The sequence below is a fragment of the Photobacterium malacitanum genome (assembly GCF_900185615.1).
In the GTDB taxonomy this organism is placed as follows: Bacteria; Pseudomonadota; Gammaproteobacteria; order Enterobacterales; family Vibrionaceae; genus Photobacterium; species Photobacterium malacitanum.
In genome coordinates this window covers 40,661-62,646 of sequence record NZ_FYAK01000007.1, presented here as the reverse complement: position 1 = coordinate 62,646, position 21,986 = coordinate 40,661, and the positions used below count along the sequence as shown (strand labels likewise).

Here is a 21,986-nt window from a genome sequence, read left to right as displayed (position 1 = left end):
TGATTATAATTGCCAATCAATCGGCGTTTTATTCATTGCAATTAATAACGCATTCGTTGCTGAGAAATGCTTACACCCAAAAAAACCACGGTAAGCTGACAATGGTGATGGATGGGCTGAGGTCAGAACATGATGTCGGTTGGCATCTATTTTTTTACCTTTCTTTTGAGCATGAGCGCCCCACAATAAAAAAATCACCCCTTCGGTATTATCATTAATATATTCAATAGCACGATCAGTAAACGTTTCCCAACCAATTTTAGCATGAGAATGGGCGTTACCTTGCTCAACCGTTAGCACAGTATTAAGTAATAACACCCCTTGATCTGCCCATGACTGCAAATACCCTTGATCAGGGATCGTAAACCCGTCAATATCAGTCGCTAATTCTTTATACATATTAACCAATGATGGTGGTGTTTTTACACCAGGTAATACCGAAAAACTCAACCCATGAGCTTGATTCGGGCCATGATAAGGATCTTGACCTAAAATCACCACTTTCGTTGTCATTAATGGTGTACTTGTAAACGCGTTAAACACATCTTTTTGAGGAGGAAAAACCGTTTTACCTTCAGCGCGAGCAAGTGTCACTGCTTGTTCAATATCCTTAAAATACGCTAATTGTTGTTGCTGCTCGATAAACGCTTGCCAACTTGCTGTCATTGATTATTCCTCTAGTGCAAAACCACGTAATGTCGCAATTTCATGCTGCCAAATATCAGGGTTAATGGTCTCTAATATTAACGGCATATTATTAAATCGACTATCTTGCATTAAGAAACGAAAACAGTCCCATCCGATCGCACCTTCTCCCAAACTATGATGACGATCTAAGCGACTGCCTAACTCACCTTTAGAATCATTTAAGTGCATCGCGCGTAAATACTGCATACCAACGACCTGATCAAATTCAGCAAAGGTCGCTTGTGTCGCTTCCATGGTACGCAAATCATAACCAGCCGCAAAAGTATGACAGGTATCAATACATACTCCGACACGTGATTTATCGTCCACTTGCGAAATAATTTCGGCTAAATGCTCAAAACGCCAACCTAAGTTAGATCCTTGACCTGCCGTATTTTCGATCACTGCAATCACATCATCGACTTGCTGATGAGCTAAATTAATGGATTCTGCAATTAATTTTAAACACGCTGTTTCGGAGATTTTCTTTAAATGACTGCCAGGATGGAAGTTCAATAAATGTAAACCTAATTGCTGACAACGCTGCATTTCATCAACAAACGCTAACCGTGACTTTTCTAACTTTTCAGCCTCTGGCGTACCTAAATTAATTAAATAAGAATCATGCGGTAAAATAGCACTTGCATCAAAACCCAGTTGCTGACAACGGGTCTTAAATGCTGCGATGGTATCAGCATCTAATGGCTTAGCTTGCCATTGGCGTTGATTCTTTGTGAACAATGCGAATGCCGTTGCATTAATAGCCTTAGCATTCACAGGGGCATTAAACACGCCGCCTGCCGCAGAAACATGTGCACCAATTAATTTCATAATCACCCTCAAAATAACCATTAAGCGACACATCAACAACACTAATGCCACCCTTTGAATTTAACATAAAAAACCACAAAAAATGACAATGTATTCACTACTGGTATATACACACACCAAAAAATGTTGTTATTTTACAACAAAGTAACATTAAACATATTTTTTAAATTTACTAATTTTAGTTGATTCCCGCGTAAAATGCAGTTAGATTGACCTAGCTCAATAAAACAGCCTTATTATATTTAAGGTTTTTTGTAGTAACTTGATCTAAATCAATACCCAAAAGTGCATTGAAGGCTATATAATAGGTAGCTCAATACAAAAACGAATAAATTAACAACAATTCCCTTGGAGAAAAGTTATGATTACTGGTATTCAAATTACTAAAGCAGCAAACGATGACCTACTAAACTCAATCTGGATCCTAGATAGCGAGTCTAACGAAGCGCGTTGTGTTTGTGCACCAGGCAGCTATGAGGCTGACCAAATTATCGCACAAGCAGATCTTGGTGACATTGAGTACCGTGAACTAGCTATCGAAGCACCAGCAAAAATCGAAGGTGGCCAACACCTGAACGTTAACGTTCTTAAGCGTGAAACACTGCTAGATGCTGCTGCACACCCAGAGAAGTACCCACAGCTAACAATCCGTGTATCTGGTTATGCTGTACGTTTTAACTCACTAACAACTGAACAGCAGCAAGACGTTATCGCTCGTACTTTCACTAACAGCCTATAATTTCGGCCTTAGTGTAAGTGTCTTGATTCGAGCAAGATGCTGTCATTAAAAAAGGAGCCTATGGCTCCTTTTTTATCATTAATATGATGACTACAACTTATTTAGTCGGTTGTACCGAATATAAAATATCTTTAATCGCAGCAAAATCATTATTGGACTCTAATGAGAGTAACGGCATCGCATTATGCTTTGCCAGTGGCGCTGGTAACGCAATATCAGTCGCTAAAATATCATCAACCACATCTTTAAACTTCGCAGGATGCGCTGTACACAAAAACAAACCCGTTTCATCCGCAGCTAATTGTTGTTCAAGCACATTGTAAGCAATCGCACCATGTGGCTCACACAAATAACCATCAGCATACATTTGCTTTAATGTAACCGCTGTTTGCTGATCATCAACAGCGCCATAGCCCAATTGGTTTAACCCCCATCCTTTGAGCTGGCATAACTCTTCAATACGTGGCCAGTTATTCGGTTGGCTAACATCCATTGCATTTGAAATCGTAGCAACCGTCGCTTTCGGAGTCCAATCACCGGTTTGTAAATAACGTGGAACAGTATCGTTAACATTGGTTGCCGCAATAAAGCGTTTAACAGGTAAGCCTAATGATTTAGCCAATAAACCTGCGGTTAAATTACCAAAGTTACCACTAGGGACTGAAATAACTAATTGCTCACGCTCAGCTTTAGGCAATTGAGCAACGGCTTCAAAGTAATAACAGATCTGCGCCATTAAGCGGCTAATATTGATTGAGTTGGCAGAATTTAAACCCACATCTTTGCGTAATTCAGCATCATCAAATGCTTGTTTCACTAGCGCCTGACAATCATCAAACGTGCCATTCACCGCAACCGTGGTAATGTTGTTACCTAATGTACAGAACATCTTTTCTTGTAATGGACTGATCTTGCCCTTCGGGTACAAAATCACAACCTTAATGTTATCCATACCATAAAACGCATGGGCAACAGCAGCACCAGTATCACCAGAGGTGGCGGTTAAAATCGTGATATCAGTTTCACTATCAGCTGTTACAGCTGCTAGTGATTGCGCCATAAAGCGGCCCCCAAAATCTTTAAACGCTAATGTTGGCCCATGGAACAACTCTAACGCATACACGCCATCTTTTACTTTATTGATAGGTGCAGGGAATTGAAATGCACTATCAACCATTTGACTAACGGTTTCTTCACCTAACTCTTCACCGATAAAGGCAGAAAGGATCTTGCTACTACGGGTGACAAAATCCATCTCTAGTAATGCATCAATATCGCTAAATTGAGGGAGCTCAGATGGAAAGAATAGGCCTTGGTTACGCCCTAATCCTTGACGTACAGCCTGACCAAATGAAACCTGTTGTTGATGTTGTTTTAGATTATACAATTTCATTGTTATAGCTCACTCCCTGTGACTTTTGCACCTTGCTTATCAAGCTGACAAACATGAACAAATCCTTCATCATTTTGGACATAATTAACGGTTAACCATTTTGCTAACCGTTGTGCAACCTCAAGATCGGTGCAAATGCTAAACATCGTTGGTCCGGAACCAGAAATACCACTCGCTATAGCCCCCGCTTCTAGAGCATATTTCCGTGCTTGATTAAATTGAGGTAATAACTTTTCGCGGTAGGGTTCAGCGACAACATCATGGATCATTTTTGCAGCAAGTAATGGCTGCTGAGAATGACAAGCATGAATAAACCCTCCTAGATAACGCCCATGAGCAATCACATCTTGACGGCGATATTGCGCCGGTAAAATCGCGCGTGCTTCAGCGGTTGGTACCTTAATGCCAGGGTAAGCCATGACCCAATACCAATCATCAAAACAAGGAACTTTCTGGCTTATGATCCCTAACTCTTCCACCATGAATTGTAATCCACCAAGAAAGCACGGTGCGACATTATCATAGTGAAGGCTTCCTGAGATCTCGCCTTCCATTTCTCCCATAAGCGCCAATAGTTCTGTTTCATTGAGCGGTTGATCATGGAAACGGTTAAGTGCATCTAATGCAGCAACAATCGAACAAGCACTTGAGCCTAAACCAGATCCAATCGGCATATTTTTTTCTAATGTCACCGCGACAGAAAGTAATGCTATCCCTTTTTTATCGAGCTCTCGTGCAAACACTTGCCAGCAACGGTAAACAATATTCTCTTCGGCCTGTTGTGGTAGTTTATCAACAAACGCCCCAACACATTGCAAACTAAACGATGTCTGGCCCGCTGCCACCCTTACTCGATCGCCCAATAACGTGCCATCAATGGGCGATACTGCGGCACCTAAAACATCAAAACCCACACTAACATTACCAATTGAGGCCGGAGCATAAACAACAACACTCATGTTAGATTCCTCGCTTCCAGCCTAACGTACGCATCAGATCAGCAAACACACCAGCTGCAGTTACTTCAGTTCCCGCACCATAACCACGTAGCACTAATGGAATCGGCTGGTAATAACGACTATAGAAAGCCAAGGCATTTTCACCGTCTTTAATTTTAAACATGGGATCATCAGGGTTAACAGCCACAATGTTAACCTTGCAATTACCGTTATCAATTTCACCAACATAACGTAATACTTTATCTTCTTTAGCCGCCGTCGCTGCTAAGTCTGCAAAATATGCATCAGCTTGTGGCAGTCGTGCCATAAATTCATCGACCGAGCCTGAAGCATCAAAACCGGGTGGTAACGCTTGTTCTACTACCACATCTTCAAGTTCTAATTCTAATCCGGCTTCACGAGCTAAGATCAGAAGTTTACGAGCAACATCCATTCCAGACAGATCATCACGTGCATCAGGCTCAGTAAAGCCGTTATTACGTGCAACGGTTGTCGCTTCACTAAAACTCATGCCCTCATCTAACTTACCAAAAATATAAGAAAGAGAGCCCGATAAGATACCTGAGAACCGCACTAATTCATCACCGGCTGCAAGTAAATTCTGTAGGTTTTCAATAACGGGCAGACCAGCACCAACAGTGGTGTCATACATAAACTTACGGTGACCAACACGTGCTGCTTGGCGTAATTGTTGGTAGTAAGCCATGCTAGCAGTATTGGCTTTCTTATTCGGGGTAATAACATGGAATCCCGCAGCCAGATAATCAGCATATTGTTCTGCAATGGTTTGATCAGAAGTACAATCAATAATAACTGGATTAATAATGTGATTATTGCGCACTAATTCCACCATCCGCTGTAACTGTAATGGCTCAGTTACCGATCCCATTAGATCACGCCAGCTATCAAGCACAAAACCATGGCTATCGAGCAATAAACCTTTACTGTTCGCCATACCACAGACGCGAATTACGATCCCTTTTTGAGACAGTTTTGGTTGTTGACGGTGAATTTGATCTATCAGCTCACCACCAACACCACCAACGCCGACCACAAAGACATCCAGTGTATGTTGGCTATTAAATAAGTTTTCATGACAGGCTTTAACCGCCTCAGAAACTTTATTTTGTGGAATAACCGCAGAAATAGCACGCTCAGAAGATCCTTGAGCAATCGCTACAATATTGACATCAACTTCAGCTAGCGCAGTGAAGAATCGTGATGCCACACCATGTGAAGTGCGCATACCATCGCCAACTAAAGTAACGATAGATACATCATCTGAAAACTCAACAGGCTCAAGCAGACCTTCTTTTAATTCTAATTCAAAACTTTCGTTTAGCGCTTTTTCAGCTTGAACGTGATCAGCCGATTCAATACAGAAACTAATGCTGTACTCAGATGATGATTGAGTGATCAGTACAATAGATACACCCGCAGATGACATAGCGCCAAATACGCGTGCAGCCATACCGACCATCCCCTTCATACCAGGGCCTGAAACATTAACCATGGTTAAATCTTTTAAGGTTGTAATACCTTTAATATCAAGCTGATCTTCACCCGTATCTTGACCAATCAGGGTACCTGCACCTTGCGGATTAAAGCTGTTTTTGATTAAGCAAGGAATATGAAATTGAGCAATTGGGGCAATCGTTTTGGGATGCAATACTGACGCACCAAAATAAGACAGTTCCATTGCTTCTTGATAGCTTAACGATTTTAATAAACGCGCATCGGGAACTAAGCGCGGATCACAACTATAAACCCCATCAACATCCGTCCAAATTTCGCAACAGTCAGCCCGTAAACAAGCCGCTAATACCGCTGCTGAATAATCGGATCCATTACGACCAAGTGTGACTAATTCGCCTTGACGGTTACCGGCTGTAAAGCCAGGCATAATACAAACATGGTTTGCGGGCAAAGGGTTATTGCGGAAATTTTGGGTTGAAATTTCAATATCAACATGTGCTTCGAGGTAATCGCCTTCAGCATATAAATATTGAACGGGATCTATCAAACTTGCAGGCTGGCCTTTGGCTTCTAATAATGACTTCATTGCCAAAATCGATAGCCGTTCGCCTTTACTGATCACCTTAGCGTAAACATTATCAGGACATAATCCTAATAATTGAATGCCATGGACATATTGTTGTAATTGCTCGATCGTTGCTGCTAGCTTGGTGGTTAATAGTTGTTGTTCAAAACGAGGTTCAAGCGCTTTAAGGCCATCAAAAAGATCATTAAAAACTGTTTCTAATGTCGTGATTTGTTGCGTTGCACTCCCTGTCGTTACAGCACTGTCAATTACCGCAACTAAGTTATTAGTGACTTTACCGGGTGCCGATAACACCACTGCAACTTCACCTTGTTTGGCATTACTGGCAATAATATCTGCCGCTCTTAAAAACCGTTCTGCATTTGCTAATGACGAACCGCCAAATTTAAATACTCGCATTCCCTAACTCCCGAGTGACTATCCTGAACTACTTGCTGTAAACAAGCATTACTCAATACTGATGAATTTAAATTGAAAAAAAAGCCCGCAGCTCTTTATGAGTTGCGGGCTTGTTGTAATTCTTGCGTATATCAGCCCGCACCAACACCGTTAATGGTAATGGTCATAATAATAGTGGTGATAGTGATACGGGATATATTTGCCATCGTTGCAATTTCTCTTTCACACGCTGTTACCTTACGATTACATGAATCGTAATATAGAGTCAATAAGGTTTTTACAATTATCACACTTTAGCTACCTTTAAAATATTCCCAACAGAGTGAGACTATCGCTCAAAAAAACAACAATAATATTTGCAGTCCGCTAGCGGGCATTGCATAGTAATAAAAACTTGCAGCTAAAATTATCATCATAAAGGACGGATCGATGAGTGCAGCCATGGAGTCACTGATAGCACATACTATTTTACAAGGCTCTGATGCTATGTTTGGCCGCTTCCTTGACGTCACAGCCGAGGCGCAACAACGATTTGAACACCAACAATGGGCACAGGTTCATCAAGCATTAAAAACGCGAATTAGTTTTTATGATCACCATGTAGAATTAGTCACTAATCAAATTCAGATCATGCTTGGCGGGCAATATGCCAATCAAATTTGTCTTACCGCAGTAAAACATGCCTATCAAAATTTATTGGTTGACTACCCACGCTATGATATTGCAGAAAGTTTTTTTAATTCAGTATACTGTCGCATTTTTAAACACCGTAATATTAACCGCGATAATATCTTTATTCATAGCTCACAACAGCACCGAATTCCTACTTACCCCAGCACCTTAACTCGCCACTATCGTGTGCAAACAACCATAGCAGCAATGCTTGAAAGAATGTTGGATGATCAACCGTTTACACTTGATTGGAGTGACAAACAAGCAGATATTCAATTGTTGGTTTCTCACTTACAAACCGAGCTTGGCAATAAACTCGATCAACACCTCACCTTAGAGCAAATTCGCGAACCTTTTTATCGCAATAAAGCAGCTTATCTGGTTGGAAAACTGACATTTTCAAACGGTGAATCATTACCTTTAGTGCTACCAATACTCAACCACGATGGTCAATTAGTGCTAGATGCGGGTATTTGTAACGTTAACGATGTCAGTGTTATTTTTGGATTTGCTCGCTCATATTTTATGGTTTACAGCCCCGCTCCTGCGGCCTTAGTGCGCTTTTTAGCTCAGCTATTACCCAATAAAAATTTAGCCGAACTCTACACCGCCATTGGTTGCCAAAAACATGGTAAGACTGAATTTTATCGCCAATTCCTCGATCATTTAGAGCACTCGAACGATCAATTTATTATTGCCCCTGGCATCAAAGGTATGGTGATGTCAGTTTTTACTCTGCCATCTTATGATTTTGTTTTTAAAATAATTAAAGATAAATTTGCACCTCAAAAAGACATTAGCCATCAAGCAGTAAAGCAAAAATATCAATTAGTAAAAGAGCATGATCGGGTTGGCAGAATGGCTGACACGCAAGAATACCGTCATTTTAGTTTTCCACGACAACGCTTTAGCGACGAATTAATTAATGAGCTACTCGCTATTGCGCCTTCGATTGTGACAGTCACTGACGATAACGTCATTATTGAGCATTTATATATGGAACGACGAATGATTCCATTTAATATTTATATTGAAACCGCTAACGATGCTGACTTACGTCACGCGGTCAATGAATATGGTTTCGCTATTAAGCAGTTAGCTGCCGCTAATATATTTCCTGGAGATATGCTATTTAAAAACTTTGGTGTGACACGTCACAAGCGAGTGGTGTTTTATGACTATGATGAAATTACGTATATGACTGAAATGAATTTTCGCACTATTCCAACAGCGCGCTATCCTGAAGATGAGATGGCTGCAGAGCCTTGGTATAGCGTTGGCATCAATGATGTATTTCCTGAAGAATTTCGTACTTTCTTACTGATTAACCCTAAAGTAAGATCATTGTTTAATGAATTGCATCAGAATCTTTTTGAGGCAAGTTATTGGCAACATTTACAAGCCAACATTAAACAAGAATTATACCCCGATGTTTTTCCTTATCAAAACCGCCATCGTTTACACCTAACAACGGCAAAAAAATAATTTTATCGCCATTGCAATAACCGATGATATTACGCTTAAATTGTATCAACCATCACACAGTAAGCATCGATATTCATATTTATCATTTATAACACTTACTATTAGTGCAACATCACCTACTATTTAAAATAACGTCGTTATTTAAAAGGAGTAGGTATGACCCAATATTTTTTAAGGATGATCGGCTTACTTACTTTTTTAGCGCTATCAACCACAGCACAAGCAACAACCGCCATAAAAACTAGCCTCACTTATAATGGCGGTCAAACACTCACTTCTGGCTGGTTTCTATCGTCACAATCACGCCAGCAACAAAGTTTTGATGTCTGGCAAATTGACAGTGGTTATGCTTATTCTGTCACTGACAATACTCAACTCTATGTCAGCACTCATCTAACAACCAGTACCGATTATCAACCAACATCAAGTGGCTTAACCTCTGGAGTTAAATATTCTGTCTCACCACGCATCAGTATTAACAGCGCCATTACCTCAGAAACAATGAATAATAAAACCACATTAGGGTTAGAATTCGGCAGTCAATATGATGTATCCCAAAAGGTCAATGTACGTGCCACCGTCGACTATGCTGAACTTGAGCAAATTATTGAACTCGGATTAGGGTTCAGTTTTTAATACACTCAAATCTAATGCCGTACTCGTCAAAATAACACCATTCAAATCAGCATAAAGATAATCATTAGGGTAAATCAGCGTTTCAGCAATATTTAACACCACATTACTCTCACCCATTTGACGCTTATCGGTTTTTATTGGGCACGCAGCCAGCGCTTTAACGCCAAGAGGTAATTGTGCCAAGGTTGCTATATCTCGAATAGCACCATTAACAATAATACCTTGCCAGTTATTTTTAACGGCTAATAAAGCCAATTGATCACCTAATAATGCCCGTCGACAACTACCATGCCCATCAATAAATAAAACCTTACCATCACCTGCCGTTGATAATATATCACGCACCAAACTATTATCTTCAAAACAGCGTAGCGTGACGATTTTCCCTCCAAATGGCGTATGGCAACCATAATCAAATAAGGTTAGCGGTAAAAAACGAATATCTTGGGGATAGTAATCACATAAATCAGGTAATAAATCCTTCATTAACCGTTCCTTCATCACAAAAAAAATCAAAAAACAGACAAAATTGACCGTATTTCTTAACAACAATCGCAATATTGATTATCAGCTCTTTTTTACTAAGATCCATTCGCCTTAATGAGTGCCAACCCTAATCGATACTGTTACAATATTTAGATAAAGATGAACTATATGTTGTATTTTTTATTGTCATTAAGTTTAAATATTAGTCAGTAGTATCGCATTTTGTATATTGTTATTACTATCATGACACTTTTTTTCTACTCCGATATAAAGGTTAACTAAACTTAGAAACATAACAACTGTTCTTCTCGCTGTTTGATATAAATCAAAAAACATCCAACTAATAGGTATCAACTAAGCTCTCCACATTGTTAGCGAGCTGTTAAGTGAATACAATTGTCGCATTATCAGGGAGATTGTAGCCAGCACCCCAAGCTTTATGGGGGATTTCAACATCGTTATTATGTTGTTGAATGAAAGGATGGTGTACCACATAGGTTGTAACAATAAAGTGTTTATTTAAAACATTTGTCCTATTTGTGAATTTTTTTTATAGAATTTAACTATTCTGTGGTTAACCAGATTTAGTTTCTGATATTAGGTACTGCCAAAATGCAAACCCCTCACATTCTGATTGTAGAAGACGAGCACGTAACACGTAACACACTAAAAAGTATTTTTGAAGCAGAGGGTTACACTGTTTTTGAAGCAAATGATGGCGCAGAAATGCACCAGATGCTTTCTGAAAACCCTGTGCATCTTGTTATCATGGATATTAATCTTCCAGGTAAGAACGGCCTTCTACTTGCACGTGAACTTCGCGAACAAGGTGATATGGCATTAATGTTCCTAACCGGTCGTGATAACGAAGTTGATAAGATTTTAGGTCTTGAGATTGGTGCTGATGATTACATCACGAAACCATTCAACCCACGTGAATTAACAATTCGTGCACGTAATCTATTAACTCGTGCAATGAACCAAGGTCTTCCAACTGAAGATAAAAAACTGGTTGAGCGTTATGAGTTCAATGATTGGTCATTAGAAATCAATAGCCGTTCTTTAGTAAGCCCTAGTGGTGAGCAATTTAAATTACCTCGTTCTGAATTCCGTGCACTACTGCACTTCTGTGAGAACCCAGGTAAGATTCAAACTCGTGCTGATTTACTAAAGAAAATGACTGGCCGTGAATTGAAGCCACATGATCGTACTGTTGATGTAACTATTCGTCGCATTCGTAAGCACTTTGAATCAGTTGCAGATACACCAGAGATCATTGCCACTATCCATGGTGAAGGTTACCGCTTTTGTGGTGATTTAGGCGAAGAATAATTTCTTCTCCAAGCAAACAGTGAAATAAAAAGGCGACCATCAGGTCGCCTTTTTCATTACTCATTACTGCTGCTTTAACCACGTTTTAAGCACATTAAGATCATCTTGATAACTATATTTAATTTCATCAACCCAATCATTAATATTTTCCCACCATGCCGGTAATTCTGGTGATTGCGCTTTTTGAGCCACTTGCTGAATATGTTTAAGACCTATAGATCCTGCCGCACCTTTTATTTTGTGGGCTTCAAACTTAATCCCGTCTTGATCCTTAGCGGTCATATTTGAATCTAAAATAGCCAAGTAATCAGGCATCATTTTTTCAAACATCTCAATACTGGTATAAACCGGCTCTGTTCCAACAATTTCAACGTACGAGGTTAGCATTTCCAAATCTAATAATGTATCAATCATACTAACACTGGTGGTATCAGTCTGATCAGTTTCATTATCAATTAAACCTTCATCATCAAGCTCATGGCTACAACTTAAGACCAGATTATCAATTACACTGGTAATCGCTTTTATCGTTAATGGTTTATTTAAAACTTCATCCATACCTTTATCGAGATATTCTGTTTTATCATTGACCACATTAGCGGTTAATGCCACTAAAGCTGGCAGATCTTGATATTGTTGACGTAATTTTTGAGCAATATCAAATCCTGTCATATCTGGCAATTGAATATCCAATAACACTAAATCATAATCTTCAGGTCTAAACATGGCTAGTGCCTCATCACCACGCATAGCAACTGTTACTTCATGGCCTAATCGCTCAAGTAGTGATTTGGCGACGACGATATTAAGTTCAATATCTTCTACCATAAAAATACTGAGTCCTGTCATTTCAGGACGCACTGCAGTAACAATATGCTCTTCAACAACAGCTTCAACCAAAGGCACGCGAATCTTAACGGTAAAGGTACTGCCGGTACCTATTTCAGAGTGTACCGTTATATTACCGCCCATTAACTGAATTAATTGTTGTGAAACAGCTAAACCAATTCCCGTACCAACTGCATGTAAATTATCATCCCCTTGTTGAACCTGATAATACATCGCAAAAATATTATCAATTTCAGCCTTAGGAATACCAATGCCGCTGTCTTCGACTTCAAAAATGATTTCAGCATCATGCTGATGAATTTCACTACTGACCGATAATATTACTCCACCCTGTTTAGTGAACTTGGTGGCGTTACCAATTAAATTCCACAACACTTGGCGTAGACGAGTACTATCGACCTCAATATTTTTTGGTAGTGCCGTTAAATATTCCAAATCAAATCGTAGCCCTTTTTGCTCAGCCATTAATTGTGAAATATTGCCAAGATCTTCAATAAACTCATGGAAATCTAATGGCTGAGGCAGTAGCTCTAACCGACGACGATCTGATTTATCTAAGTCAATAATATCGTTAAAAATATTACCTAAAGTGATCGCACTCACATGGACAGTACGTAAATAGCCACGCTGCTCATCAGTCAGTTCTGTTTCTAATAGCATTCGGCTTAAGCCAACAATACCATTAAGTGGTGTACGTAATTCATGACTAATGGTTGAAATAAATGCCGTTTTATCACTGCTGGCTTTTTCTAGCGCGTCTTCATATTTTTTGCGCTCAGTAATATCACGCCCAAAGCCCATTAAACCTAAACGTTTGCCATTACGATCATAAAGAGGCACTTTACGAAGTTCAAATAATGCTTTTTTGCCATTTGGATAATCAAGCCACTGCTCATCAGTCATCGCCGTATTAATATCAAATAATTCTTGATCGGTTTTAATAATTCGCTTGGCAACTTCCGCTGGGTAAACATCCCATGGTGTTAACCCAACCAGTTGCTGTTCACTTTTACCCACCAATTCAGCCATTGCACGGTTACAACCTGAAAATTGATTTTTTTCATTACGGTAATAAATTAAATCAGGCGAAGCATCTAAGAACGACTTTAATAACGCACTTTTTTCAGCAACAGCGACTTGCGCATTTTCACGATGATAAACTTCATTTTCTAAATCTTGTATTGCCTCTTCAAGTGCTTCTTCTGCTTTTTCTCGTTCTTCAATTTCCGAATTTAAGCGGGCAATATTAGCTTGAAGTTGTTGATTGAGCTCCATGTCACGCGCACGCATTTGCTCTAATTTAGTCACTAACTTAGCTAAGCGTTGGCGTGAATCTTCTAATTGATCAACCACCACAGAAAGGAAATAAACAGCCCAAGGAGTAATAAATAATCCAAAGGTTACTGAGCGAATAATTTCAACATCGCGCATGGTGCCGTGTAACAGGAATGTGACACCAATTTGTACCACCATCGCAAGTGCAACTAATGCCGCTGCCAATAATAAACTAAAACGAAAAATACCTAATTTAACTAAAAGGTCGACATAAAACTGGGCTAAAATTTTGATTTGTTTCATCAATGAATACCAATAAAAAAAACAACCTCGCCACTATGGCGAACACTACTACCTATCATAATCGCTCTCATGGCTAGTACCTAAACCAAAGCTGTAAAGTTTTATTGCGGCGCACAAAAAAGCCTACTTCAAGTAGGCTTCATTTATACGTGACTATTTAATATCGGTAATTGATAAATAAACGGATCACCTAAGGCACTCCCTTGCGCACCATGTTTATCTAAAATACGTCCAATTTCAGTCATCGCCAACCAGCGATTCTCACACCACATCGGTGCCAGTAAGGTTGGTCGACGAGCACTTGCAGCAACGCGATGATAAACCACTTCTGGTGGGGTTAATTGAATCATTTCACTGGCAATATCCGCATAAGTTTCCAGACTAATCGCCTCTAATCTTCCTGCTTTAAATGCCTGTCCCATTTTGCTGCCTTCAACAATATGTAACGGGTGCAATTTAATTCCATCAACGCCGACTGCAACCACTTTATTTAACGTTTGCAGATTATCAGCCTTAGTATCACCAGGGAGTCCTACAATTAAGTGGGTACAAATCTTAATACCCAATGCTCGAGCACGTTGGGTGATCTCAGCATAACAGGCAAAATCATGCCCGCGATTAATGCGCTTAAGGGTTTTATCATTAGCGGTTTGTAAGCCTAATTCTAACCAAATTTCATAACCTTGCTCAACATAGCCCGCCAGTAAATCTAATACCGCATCAGGCACACAATCAGGACGAGTACCAACGCAAAGGCCAACAATATCTGCTGCCGTAAGTGCTTGCTCATACATGTTTTTTAATGTTTGAACTTCAGCATAAGTACTGGTGTAAGCCTGAAAGTAAGCGAAATAACGTCGGGCACGATGTACCTCTCCTGCACGAGCAGCGAGTTGTTGTTGAATCGGCACGAACTGATTCTTTTCGTCAGCAAATGAAGCAACATTACAAAATGTACAGCCACCACGGCCAATAGTGCCATCTCTATTAGGACAACTAAAGCCACCATGTAAGGTAAGTTTATGGACTTTTTCACCATAACGGTGTTGTAAATCTTGCCCAAAAGTATTGACGAGTTGATGCAATTGCATGGTATTACCTAGCGTTTAAAACAATGAATAATCTACGTCAGCGCAGACCAATGTGACAAAGGAGTCGCAACATAGCATTAATCATCATCATGAAGGTTGTGCTAAAACAAAAACCCATAATTAACCGTAATCTTAGTCGTTAAATATGCTTCATTTATGCATCAAAAGTGTTAATTTTTATTGGTAATTAATGTATCAAAATTGTAGGATGGTTACACTTGTGTGCAATTTATAAACAAAAAAAGCCCTGTGATTACGTTGTTTTGGCGTGATTTGTATGGCTTTTACGTCATTAATAATGTGTTTTGTAACTATTAATCGTAATACAACAGAATTAAGTTTGTGAATGGCGAGTGTCATTATCATAAACACGCCATCAGTGATGCAGGACAGGAGTCCATCTCAATGTGAATTGGTGGTGATACTAAATTAGGGATAACCAAGTCTTAGGAATATGACTTGATGTAACTGGAAGGATGTATCTATGACAGCTCAAGAGCTTAATGCTCAGGGACTTTATGTGCCTGAATTAGAGCACGATGCCTGTGGTATAGGCTTTGTTGCCCACCTTAAAAACCGTAAATCTCACCAAATTGTCACTCAGGCTCTCGATATGCTAGCACGTATGGAGCACCGAGGCGGTCAAGGCTGTGATCCTAGTAGTGGTGATGGAGCCGGTATTTTACTGCAAAAACCCCACGAATTTTTATTAGAAGAAACCGTTAAGCTCGGCATTAAACTGCCCACTTTTACCCAATACGGTGTCGGGGTGGTATTATTTCCAAAAGATGAACATAAACGTCAACAATGCCGTGATATTCTTGAACGTAATGCTAAACGCCTTGATTTAGAGGTTATTGGCTACCGTGTATTGCCCGTCGATAACTCAATGATTGGCGAAGATCCTCTAAGTACCGAACCTCAATTTGAACATGTTTTCATTACAGGTGGCGCCAACCTCGATCCTGCGGTGTTAGAACGTAAACTGTATGTATTACGTAATTATACTGTACGGGTTTGTTTAGAGAGCGTGTCTAATATTGGTGATGATTTCTACATTAACTCATTATCATATAAAACCTTAGTTTATAAAGGTCAGCTCACCACAGCCCAAGTACCGCAGTATTTCCTTGATTTACAAAACCCAGCAATGGTGACAGCGTTAGCATTAGTCCATTCTCGTTTTTCGACCAATACCTTTCCACGCTGGCGCTTAGCGCAACCTTTCCGTTATATCGCCCATAATGGTGAAATTAATACCGTTCGTGGCAACCTTAATTGGATGAAAGCTCGCGAAGCCATTCTTGAATCTGACTTATTCAGTCAACAAGAACTCGATATGCTGCTGCCTATTTGTCAGGAAGGCAGTTCAGATTCTTCTAATTTCGATATGGCACTAGAGTTATTGGTACTTTCAGGACGTAGCTTACCGCACGCATTAATGATGCTGATCCCTGAAGCATGGCAAGAAAATACCAGTATGGATCCTAAGCGTCGTGCTTTCTACCAGTACCACGCCAATATTATGGAACCGTGGGATGGCCCCGCCTCTGTTTGTTTTACTGATGGTGTACAAGTTGGTGCGACTCTTGACCGTAATGGTCTTCGTCCATCGCGCTATACCGTAACTAAAGATGATTTTCTGATCATGGCATCAGAATCTGGAGTAGTAAAAATTGAACCTGAAAATGTTCAATTTCGTGGTCGCTTACAACCTGGGCGTATTTTTGTCGCCGATCTTGAGCAAGGGCGCATTATTTCAGATGAAGAAGTCAAAGATAGCATTGCAACCTCACAGCCTTATGAGCAATGGATCAAAGATAATCTGCTGACGCTTAAAACACTGCCTGATGCTGACAACATGTACCACCAGCCAACCCCTGAACGCTTGTTACATCATCAACAAGCCTTTGGTGTTAGTTCAGAAGAAGTCAATGATATTATTGTGCCATTAGCCAACACTGGCTATGAGCCTCTAAGTGCAATGGGCGCCGATTGGCCATTAGCCGTGTTATCGCACCAATCACAACATTTATCGAATTACTTTAAACAGTTATTTGCGCAGGTAACTAACCCACCTATCGATCCGATTCGTGAACGAATGGTAATGTCGCTCAATACCTACTTAGGTAAAGATCAAAACCTGCTGACAGAAACCCCTGAGCACTGTCATAAAGTTGAGCTTGAATCACCGGTTCTTTCCAATGCTGAATTAGAAAAAATTCGCGCGATTGATAATGAGCACCTGCAATCAAAAACACTGGATATTGTGTTTCGAGCCAGTGGTGAACAAGGCAAACTTGATCGCGCCCTAAAACGTATTTGTCAGTATTCTGAAGATGCCGTGGTTGATGGTTACTCAATCATTATTTTGACGGATCGCGCGGTTAACTCTAACCATGCAGCCATTCCAGCAATGCTTGCGGTCGGTGCCGTTCATCACCATCTTATCCGTAAAGGTCTACGAGCCAAGTGTGACATCGTGGTTGAAACTGGTGATGCGCGTGAAACTCACCACTTTGCCACCCTTATCGGTTACGGTGCCAATGCCATCAACCCATACTTGGTCACAGAAACACTGGTTGATCTGCAACATAAACGTAAGCTTGATCCACAACTACCGACTGATACCTTATTTGATAACTATCGCAAAGGGATAAACGGGGGGCTGCTGAAGATTTTCTCTAAGATGGGTATTTCAACGCTACAGTCTTACCATGGTGCACAAATTTTTGAGGCACTTGGTATCAGTAAAGCTGTTGTTGATAAATACTTCACCGGTACTGTGACACGAATTCAAGGTCTCACCATTGATGACATCGCGCAAGAAGTTTTAGTGCGTCACCGTGTCGGTTACCCTACTCGTGAAATTCCAGTACAAATTCTCGATGTTGGTGGCGTCTATCAGTGGAAACAACGCGGTGAAAAACACTTGTTTAACCCTGAAACCATTTCATTACTGCAGCAATCCACTCGAGAAAAAGATTACGCCCAGTTTAAACAATATGCTAAAGCGGTTGATGATCAAGGTGACAACGCAGCTACACTGCGTAGTCAATTAGATTTTGTCAGCAATCCAGCCGGAGCAATTGCACTTGATGAAGTAGAGCCGATTGACAATATTCTTAAGCGTTTCGCAACTGGTGCAATGAGCTTTGGTTCGATTTCTTATGAAGCGCACTCAACCTTAGCCGTTGCCATGAACCGGATTGGTGCTAAATCTAACTCCGGCGAAGGCGGTGAAGATCCGATTCGTTTTGATAAAAAAGACAATGGCGATTGGGAACGCTCAGCAATCAAGCAAGTTGCATCAGGCCGTTTTGGGGTTACCTCTTACTACCTCACCAATGCTGATGAACTGCAAATAAAAATGGCCCAAGGCGCAAAACCAGGTGAAGGTGGTCAGCTACCCGGCGATAAAGTCGATGATTGGATCGGTGCTACCCGTCACTCAACCCCTGGCGTTGGTTTAATTTCACCACCACCTCATCACGACATTTACTCCATCGAAGATTTAGCCCAGCTGATCTATGATTTAAAAAATGCGAACCGTGCTGGCCGTGTTAACGTCAAACTCGTTTCAGAAGCAGGTGTTGGTACCATTGCTTCAGGTGTTGCTAAAGCTAAAGCCGATGTAGTGCTGATTGCAGGCTTTGATGGCGGTACTGGCGCATCACCGATGTCATCGATTCGTCATACTGGTTTACCATGGGAACTTGGCTTGGCTGAAACCCATCAAACACTACTAAAAAATGGTTTACGTAACCGCATTGTGGTGCAGTCTGACGGCCAAATGAAAACCCCGCGCGATCTTGCGATTGCGACCTTACTCGGTGCTGAAGAATGGGGCGTCGCAACCGCAGCATTGGTTGTTGAAGGCTGTATCATGATGCGTAAATGTCATAAAAACACCTGCCCTGTTGGTATCGCAACGCAAAACAAAACGCTACGTGAGCGTTTTGATGGTCGCGTAGAAGACGTAGTGACTTTCTTCCAATACATGGCACAAGGTTTACGTGAAGTGATGGCTGAGCTTGGTTTCCGCACCATTGATGAAATGGTTGGCCAAGCGCAGAAACTAAAACTGCGTGATGATATCGGTCACTGGAAATACAAAAATCTCGACCTTAGCCCAGTACTGCACATTCAACCGCCACGTGCTGAAGATGGCATTTATAACCAGCGTCAGCAAGATCACGGTCTAGAGCAGGTACTTGATCGCACCCTGATCCAATTGGCACAACCAGCACTCACTAAAGGTGAAGCTGTTACAGCACAGCTACCGATCATCAACACTGATCGTAGTGTCGGTACTATGCTATCCAATGAAATCTCTAAAGTGTATAAAGATCAAGGCTTACCACAGCCAATGACGGTTAAGTTTAACGGCTCAGCGGGTCAAAGCTTTGGGGCATTCTTGGCTAAAGGGGTGCAATTTACCGTTGAAGGCGATGCTAATGACTACTGGGGTAAAGGACTTTCAGGTGGAACATTAGTGCTTTACCCTGATAGCCACTCCGACATTATTGCCGAAGATAATATTGTGGTTGGTAATGTGTGTTTCTATGGTGCAACCTCGGGTGAGTCTTATATTCGCGGCCTTGCTGGTGAGCGTTTCTGTGTCCGTAACTCTGGCGCTAAAGTGGTTGTCGAAGGTGTCGGCGATCATGGCTGTGAATATATGACTGGCGGTATCGCTATCATTCTCGGTCAAACTGGACGTAACTTTGCTGCTGGTATGAGTGGTGGTGTTGCTTACGTGTGGGACCAATTTGGTGACTTTGAAACCAAACTCAATGCTGAATTAGTCGACCTCGACCCTATTGAAACTGAAGATAAAGCACTGCTACTTGATATGTTAACCAAACATATTGAATTAACGGGTAGTACGGTTGCAGAGCTATTCTTATCTAACTTTGAGGCTAACCTCAACCAGATGAGAAAAGTAATGCCAAGGGATTACAAAGCCGTATTACAACAGCGTCAAGCTGCCGCTCAAAACAAGGAAACGTTGGAGGCCATCAATGGGTAAGCCTACGGGATTTTTAGAATTTGGCCGCGAACTGCCAAGTAAGTTAGATCCAAGTGTTCGTATTCAGGATAACAAAGAGTTTGTTCTTAACGACGAATTTGGTGACAAAATTCAACAGCAATCTGCGCGTTGTATGGATTGTGGTGTACCGTTTTGTCATAACGCTTGTCCGATCGGTAACATCATTCCTGAATTTAATGATGCGGTTTACCGTGATAGCTGGGAAGAAGCGTGGAATATTTTAAGTTCAACCAATAACTTTCCAGAATTCACCGGTAGAGTATGTCCAGCCCCTTGTGAAAGTGGCTGTGTACTGGGCATCAATCAAGATCCAATTACTATCTGTAATATTGAAAAAACCATTGTTGAAACCGCTTATCGTGAAGGTTATGCCAAACCTAAGATCCCGCGTTCACGCACCGGTAAAACCATTGCCATTATTGGTTCTGGACCTGCAGGTTTAGCTGCTGCAGAGCAACTAAATAGCGCAGGTCATAGCGTGACAGTATTTGAGCGTGATGAAAAAGTCGGTGGTTTACTGCGGTTTGGTATTCCCGACTTTAAGCTCGGTATGGATATCATTGATCGTAAAATCGACCTTATGGCGCAAGCTGGAGTCAAATTTGAAGTCAATGCCCATATCGGGGTCGATATTAATGCTCAACAATTACGCCAAGAATTTGATGTAATGTTGTTAACAGGTGGCTCGACTGTACCACGTAATTTACCGATTCCGGGGCGCGAACTTAATGGGGTTCATTTTGCGATGGAGTTTCTCGCCCAAAATAACCGTCGTGCCAATGCTATGGACCTCAAAACTGCAGAAATTTATGCACAAGATAAGCACGTAGTCGTCATTGGTGGTGGTGATACAGGCTCTGACTGTGTAGGTACTTCAAACCGCCATGGTGCCGCCAGTATAACCCAAGTTGAGATCATGCCATTGCCACCAGAAAAGCGCCCTGCAAATCAACCATGGCCGTCATACCCAATGATCATGAAAACATCGACCTCACATGAAGAAGGCTGTGATCGTTATTGGAATATTCTTACCAAAGAATTTATTGATGATGGAAATGGCAATGTCAAAGGGCTACGCATCGCCGATATTGCTTGGCAAGACGCCAAACCTGGTGAAAGACCTAGCTTTGAAGAAGTGGCAGGGACCGAGCGCATTATCGCTTGTGATATGGCCTTTTTAGCGATGGGCTTTCTACACCCAGAACCAACGGGGGTATTAGCGCAATTAAATATTCAACTTGACGATCGCGGTAATGTCGCCACTGACGATTTTGCCACTAGCCAAGCAGGCGTATTTGCAGCTGGTGATATGCGAACTGGACAGTCACTAGTTGTACGCTGTATTAACGAAGGTCGCGAATCAGCACGTGTCATTGATAATTACCTGATGGGCAACTCAAATCTCGAAGCAAAAGCAGATTCATTAATGCTTTCGTAAACTTTATTGTTACCCGTTTCTACTAAAATAAATAGCCAGTATTATCAATACTGGCTTTTTTATTGCTTACAGTGCAGAAGATTTTTCCCTCTCCATGTTTTATCGCATGAACGACCAGAAACAACCAAACTTAGTGCTATTTTAGCCACAACAACCAGTCATTACCGCTTTATTTTTACCAACAAAAAACTTACAACCGTAATGAATATGATTTTATTTCAGACAGTTAAAGTTAATAAAACCCACTTAGCAGTGATAAATATCATTTGTTAGCAACATTTGACCTTTTTGTAAAT

14 protein-coding genes and 1 other annotated feature are annotated in these 21,986 nt (G+C 40.9%); of the genes, 6 read left to right on the top strand and 8 right to left on the bottom strand.

The genetic code is table 11. The features are described from left to right. Positions 1-3 precede the first annotated feature (3 nt). Both ung and nfo read right to left on the bottom strand, forming a co-directional pair. Entirely contained in the window at positions 4-666 is a 663-nt protein-coding gene (gene ung, locus PMAL9190_RS14650) for a uracil-DNA glycosylase (protein ID WP_087845839.1), read from the bottom strand. A 3-nt stretch (positions 667-669) separates the two neighbouring features. Then, on the bottom strand, positions 670-1,518 hold the full coding sequence (gene nfo / locus PMAL9190_RS14645; protein ID WP_087845838.1) for a deoxyribonuclease IV: 849 nt from the start codon (positions 1,516-1,518) through the stop codon (positions 670-672). 361 nt (positions 1,519-1,879) lie between these two features. On the opposite strand from nfo, the gene grcA reads away from it, so the two are divergent. Beyond that, entirely contained in the window at positions 1,880-2,257 is a 378-nt protein-coding gene (gene grcA, locus PMAL9190_RS14640; RefSeq protein WP_087845837.1) for an autonomous glycyl radical cofactor GrcA, read from the top strand. A 97-nt stretch (positions 2,258-2,354) separates the two neighbouring features. Here grcA and thrC read toward each other — a convergent pair whose 3' ends face one another. Genes thrC through thrA form a run of 3 tightly spaced genes read right to left on the bottom strand, consistent with a single transcriptional unit; the run spans position 2,355 to position 7,070 of the window. After that, positions 2,355-3,650 (bottom strand): threonine synthase, encoded by a 1,296-nt coding sequence (thrC, locus tag PMAL9190_RS14635; RefSeq protein WP_087845836.1) that lies wholly within the window; start codon positions 3,648-3,650, stop codon positions 2,355-2,357. 2 nt (positions 3,651-3,652) lie between these two features. Beyond that, positions 3,653-4,609: a homoserine kinase gene (thrB, locus tag PMAL9190_RS14630; protein ID WP_087845835.1), complete on the bottom strand. Its 957-nt coding sequence runs from the start codon at positions 4,607-4,609 to the stop codon at positions 3,653-3,655. 1 nt (position 4,610) lies between these two features. After that, complete coding sequence (gene thrA / locus PMAL9190_RS14625) at positions 4,611-7,070, bottom strand: bifunctional aspartate kinase/homoserine dehydrogenase I (protein ID WP_087845834.1); 2,460 nt, start codon at positions 7,068-7,070, stop codon at positions 4,611-4,613. Between the two features lie 74 nt (positions 7,071-7,144). Continuing rightward, positions 7,145-7,267 (bottom strand) — a sequence feature (Thr leader region). Positions 7,268-7,499: 232 nt separating this feature from the next. Between thrA and aceK the strand changes: the two genes are divergently transcribed. Both aceK and PMAL9190_RS14615 read left to right on the top strand, forming a co-directional pair. Then, a complete protein-coding gene (aceK, locus tag PMAL9190_RS14620; RefSeq protein WP_087845833.1) occupies positions 7,500-9,227 on the top strand; it encodes a bifunctional isocitrate dehydrogenase kinase/phosphatase in 1,728 nt (575 codons plus the stop codon). Positions 9,228-9,383: 156 nt separating this feature from the next. Further along, entirely contained in the window at positions 9,384-9,863 is a 480-nt protein-coding gene (locus PMAL9190_RS14615; RefSeq protein WP_087845832.1) for a hypothetical protein, read from the top strand. Here the strand turns inward: PMAL9190_RS14615 and PMAL9190_RS14610 are convergent. Further along, positions 9,846-10,349 (bottom strand): putative 4-hydroxy-4-methyl-2-oxoglutarate aldolase, encoded by a 504-nt coding sequence (locus PMAL9190_RS14610; protein WP_087845831.1) that lies wholly within the window; start codon positions 10,347-10,349, stop codon positions 9,846-9,848. The genes PMAL9190_RS14615 and PMAL9190_RS14610 overlap by 18 nt on opposite strands. A 612-nt stretch (positions 10,350-10,961) precedes the next feature. Here PMAL9190_RS14610 and arcA point away from each other — a divergent pair. Continuing rightward, on the top strand, positions 10,962-11,681 hold the full coding sequence (arcA, locus tag PMAL9190_RS14605) for a two-component system response regulator ArcA (RefSeq protein WP_060997621.1): 720 nt from the start codon (positions 10,962-10,964) through the stop codon (positions 11,679-11,681). A gap of 63 nt (positions 11,682-11,744) precedes the next feature. Here arcA and arcB read toward each other — a convergent pair whose 3' ends face one another. Both arcB and mnmL read right to left on the bottom strand, forming a co-directional pair. Further along, on the bottom strand, positions 11,745-14,108 hold the full coding sequence (gene arcB / locus PMAL9190_RS14600) for an aerobic respiration two-component sensor histidine kinase ArcB (protein ID WP_087845830.1): 2,364 nt from the start codon (positions 14,106-14,108) through the stop codon (positions 11,745-11,747). A gap of 143 nt (positions 14,109-14,251) precedes the next feature. Then, positions 14,252-15,199, bottom strand: a complete 948-nt coding sequence (gene mnmL / locus PMAL9190_RS14595; RefSeq protein WP_087845829.1) for a tRNA modification radical SAM protein MnmL/YtqA — start codon at positions 15,197-15,199, stop codon at positions 14,252-14,254. A 484-nt stretch (positions 15,200-15,683) separates the two neighbouring features. On the opposite strand from mnmL, the gene gltB reads away from it, so the two are divergent. Next, positions 15,684-20,231 carry a glutamate synthase large subunit gene (gene gltB / locus PMAL9190_RS14590; RefSeq protein ID WP_087845828.1) on the top strand — a complete coding sequence of 1,516 codons (4,548 nt, stop codon included), beginning with the start codon at positions 15,684-15,686 and terminating at the stop codon, positions 20,229-20,231. Next, entirely contained in the window at positions 20,224-21,690 is a 1,467-nt protein-coding gene (locus PMAL9190_RS14585) for a glutamate synthase subunit beta (protein ID WP_087845827.1), read from the top strand. Before gltB ends, PMAL9190_RS14585 begins: the two co-directional genes overlap by 8 nt. Positions 21,691-21,986: the final 296 nt, after the last annotated feature.

Excerpts from the sequence above, each read along its gene's own strand:
- arcA (WP_060997621.1), top strand. The coding sequence starts at position 10,962 with ATGCAAACCCCTCACATTCTGATTGTAGAAGACGAGCACGTAACACGT.
- gltB (WP_087845828.1), top strand. The coding sequence starts at position 15,684 with ATGACAGCTCAAGAGCTTAATGCTCAGGGACTTTATGTGCCTGAATTA.
- thrA (WP_087845834.1), bottom strand. The coding sequence starts at position 7,070 with ATGCGAGTATTTAAATTTGGCGGTTCGTCATTAGCAAATGCAGAACGG.
- PMAL9190_RS14585 (WP_087845827.1), top strand. The coding sequence starts at position 20,224 with ATGGGTAAGCCTACGGGATTTTTAGAATTTGGCCGCGAACTGCCAAGT.
- PMAL9190_RS14610 (WP_087845831.1), bottom strand. The coding sequence starts at position 10,349 with ATGAAGGATTTATTACCTGATTTATGTGATTACTATCCCCAAGATATT.
- PMAL9190_RS14615 (WP_087845832.1), top strand. The coding sequence starts at position 9,384 with ATGACCCAATATTTTTTAAGGATGATCGGCTTACTTACTTTTTTAGCG.
- thrB (WP_087845835.1), bottom strand. The coding sequence starts at position 4,609 with ATGAGTGTTGTTGTTTATGCTCCGGCCTCAATTGGTAATGTTAGTGTG.
- arcB (WP_087845830.1), bottom strand. The coding sequence starts at position 14,108 with ATGAAACAAATCAAAATTTTAGCCCAGTTTTATGTCGACCTTTTAGTT.
- grcA (WP_087845837.1), top strand. The coding sequence starts at position 1,880 with ATGATTACTGGTATTCAAATTACTAAAGCAGCAAACGATGACCTACTA.
- mnmL (WP_087845829.1), bottom strand. The coding sequence starts at position 15,199 with ATGCAATTGCATCAACTCGTCAATACTTTTGGGCAAGATTTACAACAC.
- ung (WP_087845839.1), bottom strand. The coding sequence starts at position 666 with ATGACAGCAAGTTGGCAAGCGTTTATCGAGCAGCAACAACAATTAGCG.
- aceK (WP_087845833.1), top strand. The coding sequence starts at position 7,500 with ATGAGTGCAGCCATGGAGTCACTGATAGCACATACTATTTTACAAGGC.
- nfo (WP_087845838.1), bottom strand. The coding sequence starts at position 1,518 with ATGAAATTAATTGGTGCACATGTTTCTGCGGCAGGCGGCGTGTTTAAT.
- thrC (WP_087845836.1), bottom strand. The coding sequence starts at position 3,650 with ATGAAATTGTATAATCTAAAACAACATCAACAACAGGTTTCATTTGGT.